Here is a 12,401-nt window from a genome sequence, read left to right as displayed (position 1 = left end):
TATGAGCGAGATGCCCGGCGTACCGCCCATCGCGGACTGGAATCGCCTGCTGGACGGCCGGGTTGCGGTGGTCACCGGTGGCGGGGCGGGTATCGGCGCGGCGGTCGCGACGCTGTTCGCAGAGCACGGCGCGACGGTGGAGGTCGCCGAGATCGACCGGGATCGCGCCGCGCAGATCGCGGCTGACGGCGCGATCCGCAGCCATGTCGTCGACGTCACCGACGACGACGCCGTCACCGGCCTGGCCGACGCGGTACTCGCCGCGCACGGGCGTGTCGACGTGCTGGTCAACAATGTCGGGGACTACCGCCCGCTGGTGGCGTTCGAGGAGTCCACGCCGGACACCTGGCAGCAGATGTACGACATCAACCTTCGTCACGTCTTCGCGGTGACCCGGGCTTTCCTGCCGGCGATGATCGCGGCGCACGCGGGCAGCATCGTCAACATCCACTCCGTCGAAGGTATGCGCGGATTCCCCCGCGATCCGGTGTACGGAGCGATGAAAGCTGCTGTTGCACACTTCACTACGTGCCTTGCGGTCGACGTCGGGCGCTATGGTGTGCGGGTCAACGGCATCGGTACCGATCTCACCCAGACACCGCAGGTGGATTATCTGACCGGGTACTCCGACGCCGAGCATCTCTGGCAGTCGTGGGCGCCGGTGGGGCGGGTGGGTCGGCCGGCCGATCAGGCCCGGGTCGCGCTGTTCCTGGCATCCGAGCAGTCGGCGTTCGTCACCGGGCACAATATCCCGGTCGACGGCGGAACCAAAGCCGGTGGCGGATGGATGTTTTCACCCCGAGCCGGACGGTTCGTCAACCGATCCAAGCACCTCTAGCCTCAGCGCCCGGAGCGGCCGGTTGCTCCCTGACCGCTGCGCTTGGTCGTACGGGGACTGTCGGTGCTCTTGGCGGCCGTCGCGTGCTTTCGCGCCGAGGCAGCCGGCGTGGGGGTCGCGACATCCGACCGGAGTGCTTGTGCCGCAGCGGGTCTGGCGACTTTACGGGCCGAGCGTCCCGTCGATTCCGTGGGGGTCGGCTCGGCGGCGCTACTGACGGTCGTCGAGCGGACCGTCGCCGCGGCTGCCGCGGAATTCTGCCCGGTGAGCACCTTGATCACCGACTTGACCAGGTCGGTGACGATCTGGACGACGAGTTTGGGGACGACCAGCAACTGCTCGATGAGCTGACCGGCGAAGATACCGAGGGCTTGCAGGAAGGCGTTCTGCGGCAGGTACGGCGTGACGTCGAACGGGCTGACCGTGCCGTCGGCCAGGTCGGCGATCAGTGCCGCGATGGTGTCGACGGCGGGCTTCTCGGTCCAGTTTGTCGTGAAGATGCCGAAGTTGTCCTCCGCGCCGAACGCTCCGGTGGCGGTGTCTCGGGTGGTGTGGATGAACATCGGGCCCGCGCCCTCGACCTGCTGCCAGGCCACCACGAAATCGTGGATGAAGGCCGCCTGCTGGGTCTGCGATATACCCCAGGTGGTGGGTAGGCCGTACTCGGTAGCCCACAGTTTCAGCGTTCCGTCTCCGGCGGCGGCCATCAATGCCCGGATGGCCTCGGTCTGCAGCAGCGGCGAGTCGGTGACCGTGCCCAGGGAGAACGGCGTCGTGTACTGGTAGGGGTGGTAGGACAGCGCGTCGAAGTACCCGTGCGCGCCGTCGGCGTACATCTGCGCGACGAAGGTGACCGGGCTGAGCGTGACGCCCGGCAGGGTACCCACCGCGCCGAGGACGCCGGCGATCACCTGGGCGTCCGGGTCGGCGGCCTTGATCGCGGGATAGGCGGCTTTGAGGAGCTCGGTGTAGGACTGCGGGTCCGGGGGAGACCAGAAGGTGACGCCGTTGGGTTCGTTCCAGACCTCGTAGGCAGAGATCTTGCCCTGGTAGCGGGATGCGACGGCCGCGGCGAAGTCGGCGTAGACGGCGGGATCGGGGTGGCCGACGAGCAGGGAGCCGGCCCACGCCGGGGTGCCGTTGATCACGCCGAGGATGCCCATATCGCGGGCGGTGGCCGCCTCCACCACCGCGTCGACCCTCGACCAGTCGTAGTCGGTGGCGTTGTAGGGCTGCACACCGGCCCAGGGCACGGCGATCCGGATGTCGGTGACGCCCAGCGCTTTCAGCTCATCCAGGGTCTTGGCGATATCCGCCGCCGACAGGTTGAACAGGTTCGGGTCGGAGATGCCCAGTGTCGTCGACGAGTCGGCGATCGCGGCGGTGAGCACGACCGGGACCTGAACCGGGCCGTGGGGCAGCGGTCCGGCACTCGGGGCGAGCGCGCAGGGTATGAGAGCCGCGGCGCTCACCACGATCGCTGTGCCGGTGCTCACGGCTCGCGTGAAGCGAACGGACATCGCAACTCCCCCCTGCCATTGCTTTTCGTCGATCTGACAGTAATGCCGGCCGGTGGGCTGTGCGGTGAAACACCCCCTGGTGTTTCGTGGCCCTGGGTACCCTCGGTGGCAATGACTATGGAGGTCGCATGACGGCGGAGGGCGGCGATCGCGGCCTGGCGTCGGCGTTGGGCGCCACAGCCGAGGTGATCGCACTGCGCGCTGAGGCGCTGGCCGAGATGGACGTGTTCGACGGCTGCCCGGCGTCGGACTTGCAGGTGCTGGCCGCTCTTCTGCGTCCCTTGCAGGCACCGGCCGACCGGGTGCTGATGCGCCAGGGCGAGCAGGCGGTGTCGTTCCTGTTAATCCAGTCCGGCAAGGCGGAGGTGCGCCACGTCGGCGAGGACGGGGTGGTGATCCTCGGCGAGGTGTCGGCAGGGGCCATCGTCGGCGAAATCGCGCTGCTGCGCGACAAACCACGCACGGCGACGGTCGTCACCACCGAACCACTGGTCGGTTATATCGGTGACGACGTGGCCTTCGCGGTCATGGCCGAGTTGCCGGGGATCACCGAACGGATGGTGCGCACCGCGCGGCAGCGGTTGGCGGCGTTCGTCTCGCCGGTCCCGGTGGTCCTCAAGGACGGCACCGAATTGGTCCTGCGTCCCGTCCTGCCCGGGGACAGCGTGCGCACCTCGCACGGGCCGGTCGAGTTCTCGTCGGAGACGCTCTACCGCCGGTTCATGTCCATGCGCGCGCCGAGTGTGGCGCTGATGAACTATCTGTTCCAGGTGGACTATGTGGACCACTTCGTGTGGGTTCTGGTCGACGGGGTGGACGGTCCGGTGGTCGCCGACGTGCGATTCGTCCGCGACGAGGGCGACATGTCGAGCGCCGAGATCGCGTTCATCGTCGGTGATGCCTACCAGGGCAGGGGTATCGGCAATTTCCTGATGGATGCGCTGACCATCGCCGCACACGTCGGGGGAGTCAAGCGGTTCTCGGCGCGGGTGCTGTCCGACAACCTGCCGATGCGCACGATCCTGGATCGCTTCGGCGCGCACTGGGAGCGCGACGAGCCGGGCGTGGTGACCACCGTGTTCGATGTGCCGAAACTCGATGCGCTGCAGATCGATCCGGCGCTGGCGCTCGAGATTCGCGATGTTGCCCGCCAGGTGATCCAGGCGGTGAGCTGAGGTGGACAGGCCAGCGCTGAACAAGGACACCCGGATGTGCATTTCGCTGGCTGCCCGCCCGAGCAATATCGGCACCCGGTTCCACAACTACCTCTACGACCAACTGGGCCTGGACTTCCTCTACAAGGCTTGCACCACAACCGATATCGCGGCCGCGGTCGGGGGTGTGCGTGCTCTGGGCATCCGGGGGTGCTCGGTGTCGATGCCCTTCAAGCAGGACGTGCTGGCACTGGTCGACCACGTCGAAGAGTCGGCGCGCGCCATCACCGCGGTCAATACGATCGTCAACGACGACGGCGTGCTCACCGCGAGCAACACCGACTACATCGCGGTGCAGCGGCTGATCGACTCCTACGGTCTGGACCCAGGGCAGCGGGTGCTGATCCGCGGCAGTGGTGGGATGGCCAGCGCGGTGGCAACGGCGTTCCGGGACGGCGGTTTCGGCGCAGGTACGATCGTGGCCCGCAACGATCAGACAGGGCCCGAACTTGCCGAGCGACTGGGCTACGACTGGCGCCCCGAGGTCGGGGACCTGCGGGCGGCGGTGATTGTGAACGTCACACCGATCGGCATGTCCGGCGGCCCGGAGGCCCGTGAGCCTGCTTTCGACGACGACGTGATCGATTCGGCGCACACAGTTTTCGATGTCGTGGCGTTGCCGTCGGAGACGCCGCTGATCGTGGCCGCGCGGGCGGCGGGCAAGCAGGTGATCACCGGCGCGGAGGTGATCGCGCTGCAGGCCGCCGAACAGTTCGAGCGCTACACCGGTATTCGTCCGTCCGCTGAGCAGGTGGCGGCCGCCTCGGAGTTCAGCAGGGCTTAGGGCGGTTGGGCTTCGTCTTCGTCGTCGCGGGGTAGTAGCCGTTCGGGGTGGTGGTAGGTGTTGGTGCCGCCGATGAGTGGAACGTTGGGTGGCGGGATCCATTCGGTTTGCCCGTTGGGGAGTTTTCGGGTGTCCCAGCCGTCGTTTTCGGCGTGCAGGTTGTCGCGTTTGCAGGCCAGGGTGAGGTCGTCGATGTCGGTGGTGCCGCCGTCTTTCCAGTCGCGCACCGCGTGGTGGACTTGGCAGTCGTAGCCGCGCACGGTGCATCCGGGTGCGGTGCAGCCACGCTCCTTGGACAACAGCATGATTCGCTGCTCTGCTGAGGCGAGGCGTTTGGTGCGGCCCAGCCACAGTGACGTGCCGGTGACACCGTCGAAGACGGCCAGGTAGTTGTAGGCATGGGATGCCAGCCGGATGACATCGGTCATGGGGAGCAGGGTGCCGCCGGCGGTGACTCCGTGTCCGGATGCGGCCTGCAGGTCCTGCAGGGTGGTGGTGACGATGACGGTGACGGGAAGCCCGTTGTGCTGGCCGAGCTTCGGATCGCCGAGGTGGCGTCGGGTCAGGTCGACGAGGGCGTCGTGCTGGCGTTGGCCGTGCCCGCGTGCGTCGCGCTCGGCGTCGGTGCTGTCGGGGGTGCACATGCCGGGGGCGGCGAGTTTGGCGAACAGGGCATCGAGCATGGCGCGCAGTTCCGGGGTGGCGGTGAGCTTGCCGATGCTCATCCCGTCGGGGCGTTGTCCGCCGCACCATACGAAGCGGCGTTTGCGGGCCCGGTCGACATCGGAGAAGGTGCCGTCGGGGTTGAGGTGGGTGGCCAGCCGGGCGGCGATCTTCTCCAGCTGGTCGGGTCGCAGATGTTGGGCGTGCTCGGCCAAGGAGCGCTCGGCTCTGATGATCTCGGCCGGTGCGACGTGGTCGGGTAGTTCGCGGAAGAACTTCTGGATGACCCGGACATGCTCGCCGTCGAGCAGCCCGGCATCCCAGGCCTTGGCGGTGGCCGGCAACAGCGGGGCCAGCGGTTGGCCGGTCAGCGCCAACCGTGGGGCCAGGTGCTCGGCGTCACGGATGCGGCGTTTGGCCTCGCGACGGCTGATCCGCAGCACATCGGCCAACACAATGTGCACCGGCGGGCAGCCCTCGTACTGCTCCAGATGAGTGATCTGCTCATGGGAGATCGCCACCTGGCGGCGCAGCGAGGTTTCCAGCCGTTCGAGGACCGCGAAGCGTTGATGGGCGGGCCGTTCCTCGATATCGGTCGCGCCCAGCAGTTCGACCGCTGCATCGAGTGCGTCCAGCGCCTCAACGATCGAACTCATGTTCGAAACGCTACCCCGACCCACCGACAAGAACCGGCCCCCGAACCCACCCTGGGGACGAACCCGGGACTGTGGATTACAGCGGCGCGTTCACCACGACGATCGTCTTGCGCACCCGCTCGGCCAGGTGGCCGGTGAACCCGGCGTAGAACAACTCCGCGGCGATCGCCCACGACATCGACGAGTGCACCGCGGCGGCCGTCGGTGCCGCATCGGCAGGCAGCGGAAACTCGAACGGTACGGTCAGCGGACTTCCTGCACGCAGCGGAATGCCCTTGCCCAACTTGACTGCCGGCCCGTCGACAGGGCCTGTCGCACAAGGGTTTCGAGTCAACGGATGCGACTCGCGGTGACGCTGCCAGCGCACCCTGAGATCGCCGTCGGGCAGGTCGATCGTCGGCGTCAACGTGAGCTGCCCCCGCACCATCTCGCCGGCGGCATAGATCGCAGACGACAACGCGATGTCGATCACCGTCTCGGCCGCTCCGGAGTAGCGCTCGGTGGGCTCGTCCCCGGCGTAGGCGTCCTCCGGGCGAACGACGACGGTGAAATCACCACGCGTCGCAACGTCGCGGCCCTCGCGGTCGACGCTCAACCGGCACGACCAGCGGGCGATCTCCTCAGACGAGGGCGGCGCCCACGATGGAATCCTGAAATCGTAAGAACCACCGGTGAATTCGCCCGCCGCGATGGGGACGTCGACCACTACGACGCTCACCCACTCGTCGGTGTCACGATCGCCGCCGTAGTTGGTACCCACCTGGCCGGCGAGCCACAGGTCGTCGTTCACCTGGGCCGCCGCCGAATCGGCATGGCCCGCCCAGTGATACCGGAAGAAGTTCGTGTAACCCCAGTCGACCTTGGCCGAGCGGACTTTGTCGGCCGAACCCGTGATCGCCGCCGTCACGGTCTGGCGCGGGACAACGACTGCGGGGGTGACGCTGATCTCGAGTGCCTTATCGCGGCTGAACAGACCCACTACTTCCTCTGGCTCGCGGCGTACTCCTCCGGCCGATTCTTCTTCATCCACAACCGAATCGGAGAGAAGACAACCCACAGTACCCCGTACACCGGGTAGTAGATGGCCGCCCCGGCCAGGACGGCGAAGACCCACGCCGGATAGATCAGGATCAGACAGAACTGAATGAACTGCTTGAGGACCACCGGATAGCCGTCGGCCATGGACCAGACGAGGCGGGGGCTCATCGACTTCAGTAGACGCTTGCCCGCTGAGGTCTCGGCTTCGGCCTCCGCCTGAGCCTGACTCACGTCGGGTCCCCGCTCTTCGCGGGTCAGTCCGCGGGCCGGGGCTGCCGGCTCGTCGGGATACGGCGGTTGTGCAGAACTCATCTCAAGCCTCCCGGAACCCGGAGACCGGGACCGCGGCGGCCGGCGCTCTTGTGCCGGCCGCCGCGAACTCCGATCAGGGAGTGATCGTCGTCTTCTCGTCGATCACGCTGGTGGCGTCCATCAGGACACCCTCTTGCCCGTCGAGGGCATCGGCATTCAACTGCAGAACGAAGAGGCCGTCGGCGGTCGGAATCACGACGGTCTTCTGCGCGATGATGCGCTTCTTGCCGTCCTTGACGTAGTTGCCGCCGAGCTGCACCGCGTCGAACCCGCTCAGCGTGCTCTTGTTGTCGTCACCGAGGGGCTCGTAGTCGGGGAGGTTCTTCAGCTCGCCCGGCGCGAGTTCAAGGATCTTCGCGGGGTCGACGTTGCCGGTCAGCTTGGACACGATCGCGATGATGCTCGGCGGATCGTCCGGCGTTTCCGGCTTGTCGTAGACGATGGCGCCGTAGGCCCACTCCGGGGTCTGGGGGCCGGCATCCGACCAGTCGGTCGGGAACGGCAAGTCGATGGTCGGGGAACCCGGATCGCCGCGGTGAACCGCCGTCTCCTGAATCTGGTTCTCCTTCAGGTAATCCTGGATGGTCTGGTTCTTGCCGGTCGACTCGGCCGGGCTCGGTGATGCCTTGGTGCTGGTGGACGTCGCCGTCGAGGTGGACGTCGACGTCGACGTGGACGTCGCCGGCTTGGTCTCGGTCTTCGAGCCGCAGCCAACGAGCGCGACACTCAATGAAATGGCGGCCAGCCCGGCTGTCGCAACCGCCGTGATTTTCTGCATCGGACGAACGTCTCCTTATTTCCTGGGCCGACCGCTGGCAGCGACCGAATTCGATAGGGAGCTTAGTGCTCAGGAAACGTTTTGCCACTCGAATCCCGCGGAATTGATACGCAGGAGAAGTCGGCAGAATCTGACGTTCGCGACACGCGGCTGGTTAATAGGGCCGATTTTGCCCGGCCCGACCGCGGTTGGAGCACGATGCAGATGGGCTGCGAAGATGCAGACGTAACGCGGGTCGCGGCGGTGGGTCAGGCGAAGCCACCAGCAGGTGTTACGCATAGGGCAAAGGAGCGCTGTGCGTTTCGGTCTTCCCCGACTCTCGACGGCTGCAGTAGCAACGATCGCGTTAGCCGGTTACTTTCTGTTGTCGCCGTTCGCAATAGGCGTTCATTTGACGGCCACTACCGCGCTGATAATGGGCGGGACGATGCATCCTTTGGTCAGTTCCACGCTCGGCGGCTCGTCGCAGAATCCGCTCGGCCAGTTGGTGTCCTATCCACTCGCCGAACCCGCCCCCGTGGTCGCCGGCATCATCAACCAAGCCATGGACTTGTTCGTCGCTCCGACCGGCGGCACCAGGGGAGGCGCCACCGACCCAGGTGGGTACAACGTGGTCGCGCTTGCGACGCCGGAGGAGTTCTGGCCCCTCTACGGCACGCTGGGTTTCGACGCCTCGGTGGCCGCGGGGGTGGCCAACCTGTCGAACTGCCTGCAGGGACGGTTGTCGTGCAAGGGCCATTACTTCGACAATGCCCCAGAACTGACGTCGGACTATGTGGCGTTCGGATACTCCCAGAGCGCCCGGATCGCCAGCATCGCCAAGCGCGACCTCATCGACACCTACCGCAATGCCGACGGCAGCTGGCTTCCCCTCGTCGACTCCAACGGCGCCCCGTTGCACGTGTCGTTCGTGGTGATCGGCAATCCGAACCGCCCCAATGGCGGTTTCCTGCAACGCTTCAACGGCTCGTACATCTCGCAACTGGGCATCACCTTCGACGGCGCGTCCCCGACCGACTCCTGCGATTCCGACGGCACGAACTGCCGTTTCCCGACTGCCGATATCGCGCGCCAGTACGACGGATGGGCCGACGCTCCGGTGCGCCAGCTCAACCTCGTGGCCGACCTCAACGCGCTTCTCGGCATCGCCTATCTGCATCTCTTCTACGACGCGCCTGTCACCGATTCGATGTATCAGGGCACTACCGGCGACACGAGCTACTACATGGCCCCGACGCACCTGCTGCCGCTGCTCATGCCGCTGCAGCAGCTCGGTGTACCCGCACCGATCCTGGCTGTGCTCGACGCCCCGCTGCGGGTCATCGTCGAATGGGCCTACGACCGGGCCACCAATCCCGGTGTGCCCACCCCCATGCAACCGAGCGTCTTGGCGGATCCGGTCACCGGCTTTCGCAACCTTCTCGCCGCCATCCCGACGGGTCTGGACGACGGGCTGCAGGAAGCCGGCTTCGGCCGCCCCTTCGGCACCGCCCATCCGGGCATGTTCGGTGTCGGGGGACCGACGGCCCCGTCGACCGCACCGGCCGGCGCCGTCCCGCCGTCGTCGAACCCGCGGCCGCCATCGGTGCGACCGAAGGCCACCGCCCGGACCAAACCGCGTCCTTCGGCGAGCCGCGCCACTTCGCGACCGGAGTCCTCGGCGACGACGAACGCACCGCGGCGCACCGTCGGCGGGCACCGGGGGCGTGCCTGAGGACGGATTAAGCCACCGCGGCCTCGGGTACGTTGGCGGAATGCGTAAGACGATCGTGGGAACAGCCCTTGCCACCGCCGCGGCAGCAGTCGTGGGCAGCATCTCCAGCCGTAAAGGCGTGGAGACCTGGTACCCGACCCTGCGTAAGCCACCCTTCAACCCGCCCAACGTGGCGTTCCCGATCGCGTGGACGACGTTGTATGCCGATATCGCCGTGACCTCCGCCGCGACCATCGACCGGTTGCGTGCCGACAGCCAGGATTCGAAAGCCAATGCGTACATCGGCGCGTTGGGGGCGAACCTGGTCCTCAATGCCGGCTGGAGCTGGGTGTTCTTCGGCAAGCGCAAGCTCGGGCCTGCGGTGCTCGGCGCGGGCGCGCTGGCGATCAGCAGCGCCGACCTGGCGCGGCGGGCCGGCGCTGCCGATCCCAAGCTGGGGGCCGCGCTGGCGCCCTACCCGCTGTGGTGCTCGTTCGCGACACTGCTGTCCTTCGAGATCTGGCGGCGTAACCGCTAGAACGGCAACTCGACCGGGCGGAAGTGGTCGGTGACATCACCGACGAGCGAGTCGTCGTACGGGTCGACGGCCACCGAACCGGTTGCCTCGTCGAGCTTGAGCCGGCCGAAGTCGGTCCAGATGATGCTCGGGCTGGTGGTCAGTTCGAAGAAGTACATCCGGTTGGTCAGATCGGTGACCGTGCGGTACTCGGTGTTGTAGACGCCGAATTCGGCGTACGGGGCACCGAACGGAACGGAGACGTTGCGCATGATCGCCATGACGCCCGCGATCGCCTCGCGCTCCGAGTTCGGCTTGGGCAGCAGCGCCGAGTAGTAGGCGGCGCGCTGGAACCGGTCGACGGCGTTGACGTTTCCGGGCAGCGGCATCTCCCGGCTCGGATGCGAAAAATCCTGGGCACCAAGAAGTTTCAATTGCTCGTCATAGGTAGGGTCGTTCGTCATCAAGGTGAACTGCCTGCCGTGGTGGATCACCGGGCGGCCCTGCGCGAACTCGATGATCGCCGAATCGCCGCCGGTGTCCTCCAGTGCGACATGAAGGTTCGCCTGGTGGCCGCGGACCTCGACCTGGACCAGTTGGAAGTCCTCCATCAACACCAGCGCCTCGGCCACGGTGGCGGCCTGATCCAGCAGGTACTGCAACCACAGTCCGGCCTGCAGCGCGGGTTTCTGCGGGTCCCGCACACCGAAGTCGGTGGCCTCCAGGTACAGGCCGTGACCGGCCAGGCCCGCCTCGTTGACGCCGTCCACGGTGCCCATGCCGTAGATCGTCGTCACCAGACTCGAGTAGCGGCTGGTCCAGCGCAGCGGGTTCGGGTCGTCGATCAGGCCGGCGGGTGCGATCCCGCTGCGTTCCCGGCCGCGGGGAAAGCCGACGAGCAACGGCTGCGTCGACTCCGGCCAGTCCATGGTCCGGCCGGTCAGGACGGCGAGATCGTTGGTGTTCCACAAGACGCGAGTGCACATGCCGACAGGGTATGCCCGCGAGGCGCGCCCACCGGCGAAACGAACAGTGGTATCAAGACGGCGTGAGGCGGCTGACCCTCGGCGTAGGCCTGGTGCTCGGGCTGACCTCGTGCGCGAGCCACCCGTCGACCACGCCGTCGACCACGCCGAGTCCGTCGGTGTCGCGGGCCGTCGATCCCGCCAACATCAAACGGGTCCGCCCGCTGTTGCCCCCCGACTACGAGATCGCCGACGTCGTCGCGCCGGTCAGCATCGCCGGGCAGTGGGGTTTCGGACCGGGCTTCACCGCCGACCCGGCGCCGTGCGCGACGCTGGCCGACCCGGCCGCGGCCGATGCCGGCGCACGCGGGTACTCGGCGTCCGGGCGCGGCGGGACGGTCTACGTCGTCGTCGCCGCGGCCGGCGCACCTGCCGGCGGGCTGCTCGACGACTGCGGCCAGTGGACCATGACCTTCGCCCACACCAGCGGGACGGTGACGCTGGCCGAACCGCCGCGCGTCGACGGCGCCGACACGGTGGCGATGACGACCGCCACCCGCACCGTCGTCGAGTCCGGCTCCGAAACCAACGGGCAGGCGTCGACCGCGCAGGCCTACCTCGACGGCTACGTCGTCATCGTCACGCTCGTCACCGATCCGGGGTCGTCGCACCCGCCGCTGGACACCCGGTTCGTCGACGACCTGCTGGCCCAAACCGTGACCGCCTTGCGCGGCTGAGCACCGCCCCGTTGGGTACATTGGCGGCGATGTCGAACCCGAGAGCCGTGGTCGCCGTGGTGTGCGCCGCACTGTTGACCGCATGTGGATCCGGTGGCGGCCCGCAGGGCGCCGACATCGCCAAGGTGTCGAACCTGAAGTCCGGCTTCGGCCCCGAGTTCAAAGTCACCGATGTACCCAAGACGGGTATCGACCCCAAACTGCTCGCCGGCCAGAAACTGCCCGACGGTCTGAAGTTCGATCCGCCCGGGTGCGCGACGTTTGCCACCGGGCAACTGGTGCCGCCGGGCACCAAGGGCAATATGGCGGCGGTGTCGGCCGAAGGCCAGGGCAACCGCTTCATCATTATCGCCGTCGAGACCAACGAGCCGGTGCCGGTGACCGAACCGGGGGCCGACTGCAAGAAGGTGTCGTTCAGCGGGGGTGCACTGCGCGGGACCGTCGAGGCCGTCGACGCTCCCGCGATCAACGGCGTACAGACCCTCGGTGTGCACCGGGTGCTGCAGACCGTCATCAACAACCAGCCCCGCACCGGCGAGGTGTACAACTACTCCGCCCACTTCGGCGACTACCAGGTGATCGTCACCGCCAACCCGCTGGTGCTGCCGGACAAGCCGGTCGCGCCGGTGGACACCAAGCGCGCGGGCGATCTGCTGGTCGCCGGCGTCAACGCCATTCGTGGCTGA

General features: G+C 67.3%; 13 protein-coding genes. 7 read left to right on the top strand and 6 right to left on the bottom strand.

All coding sequences use genetic code 11. The features are described 5' to 3' along the window. Nucleotides 1–10: 10 nt before the first annotated feature. Entirely contained in the window at nt 11–838 is an 828-nt protein-coding gene (locus OG976_RS08265; protein WP_442930512.1) for an SDR family NAD(P)-dependent oxidoreductase, read from the top strand. Between the two features lie 2 nt (nt 839–840). On the opposite strand, the gene OG976_RS08260 is transcribed toward OG976_RS08265, so the two are convergent. Then, nucleotides 841–2,358: a cellulase family glycosylhydrolase gene (locus tag OG976_RS08260; RefSeq protein ID WP_328360402.1), complete on the bottom strand. Its 1,518-nt coding sequence runs from the start codon at nt 2,356–2,358 to the stop codon at nt 841–843. A gap of 167 nt (nt 2,359–2,525) precedes the next feature. Here OG976_RS08260 and OG976_RS08255 point away from each other — a divergent pair, with 167 nt between their 5' ends. Then, the gene (locus tag OG976_RS08255; RefSeq protein ID WP_328363279.1) at nt 2,526–3,533 is read left to right on the top strand and encodes a GNAT family N-acetyltransferase; all 1,008 of its coding nucleotides are present in this window, start codon (nt 2,526–2,528) and stop codon (nt 3,531–3,533) included. 1 nt (nt 3,534) lies between these two features. Then, a complete protein-coding gene (locus OG976_RS08250) occupies nt 3,535–4,356 on the top strand; it encodes a shikimate 5-dehydrogenase (RefSeq protein WP_328360400.1) in 822 nt (273 codons plus the stop codon). Here OG976_RS08250 and OG976_RS08245 read toward each other — a convergent pair. From OG976_RS08245 to OG976_RS08230, 4 genes are all read right to left on the bottom strand, one after another. Continuing rightward, on the bottom strand, nt 4,353–5,675 hold the full coding sequence (locus OG976_RS08245) for an HNH endonuclease signature motif containing protein (RefSeq protein ID WP_328360397.1): 1,323 nt from the start codon (nt 5,673–5,675) through the stop codon (nt 4,353–4,355). The genes OG976_RS08250 and OG976_RS08245 overlap by 4 nt on opposite strands. A gap of 76 nt (nt 5,676–5,751) precedes the next feature. After that, on the bottom strand, nt 5,752–6,654 hold the full coding sequence (locus OG976_RS08240; RefSeq protein WP_328360394.1) for a hypothetical protein: 903 nt from the start codon (nt 6,652–6,654) through the stop codon (nt 5,752–5,754). Next, nucleotides 6,654–7,025: a hypothetical protein gene (locus OG976_RS08235; protein ID WP_328360391.1), complete on the bottom strand. Its 372-nt coding sequence runs from the start codon at nt 7,023–7,025 to the stop codon at nt 6,654–6,656. Before OG976_RS08235 ends, OG976_RS08240 begins: the two co-directional genes overlap by 1 nt. A gap of 73 nt (nt 7,026–7,098) precedes the next feature. Beyond that, nucleotides 7,099–7,803: an LpqN/LpqT family lipoprotein gene (locus OG976_RS08230; protein WP_328360388.1), complete on the bottom strand. Its 705-nt coding sequence runs from the start codon at nt 7,801–7,803 to the stop codon at nt 7,099–7,101. A gap of 427 nt (nt 7,804–8,230) precedes the next feature. Here OG976_RS08230 and OG976_RS08225 point away from each other — a divergent pair, with 427 nt between their 5' ends. Both OG976_RS08225 and OG976_RS08220 read left to right on the top strand, forming a co-directional pair. After that, the gene (locus OG976_RS08225) at nt 8,231–9,517 is read left to right on the top strand and encodes a PE-PPE domain-containing protein (protein WP_328360386.1); all 1,287 of its coding nucleotides are present in this window, start codon (nt 8,231–8,233) and stop codon (nt 9,515–9,517) included. 40 nt (nt 9,518–9,557) lie between these two features. Next, a complete protein-coding gene (locus OG976_RS08220; RefSeq protein ID WP_328360383.1) occupies nt 9,558–10,034 on the top strand; it encodes a TspO/MBR family protein in 477 nt (158 codons plus the stop codon). Here OG976_RS08220 and OG976_RS08215 read toward each other — a convergent pair. Continuing rightward, complete coding sequence (locus OG976_RS08215) at nt 10,031–10,999, bottom strand: linear amide C-N hydrolase (protein WP_328360380.1); 969 nt, start codon at nt 10,997–10,999, stop codon at nt 10,031–10,033. The genes OG976_RS08220 and OG976_RS08215 overlap by 4 nt on opposite strands. Nucleotides 11,000–11,061: 62 nt before the next feature. Here OG976_RS08215 and OG976_RS08210 point away from each other — a divergent pair, with 62 nt between their 5' ends. Continuing rightward, nucleotides 11,062–11,715, top strand: coding sequence for a DUF5642 family protein (locus OG976_RS08210; protein ID WP_328360377.1), 654 nt, complete (start codon nt 11,062–11,064; stop codon nt 11,713–11,715). Between the two features lie 29 nt (nt 11,716–11,744). Next, nucleotides 11,745–12,401 carry a DUF5642 family protein gene (locus OG976_RS08205; protein WP_328360374.1) on the top strand — a complete coding sequence of 219 codons (657 nt, stop codon included), beginning with the start codon at nt 11,745–11,747 and terminating at the stop codon, nt 12,399–12,401.

Origin of the sequence: Mycobacterium sp. NBC_00419, assembly GCF_036023875.1 — a bacterium.
Taxonomy (GTDB): Bacteria; Actinomycetota; Actinomycetes; order Mycobacteriales; family Mycobacteriaceae; genus Mycobacterium.
This window is presented reverse-complemented; position numbering and strand designations above follow the sequence as displayed.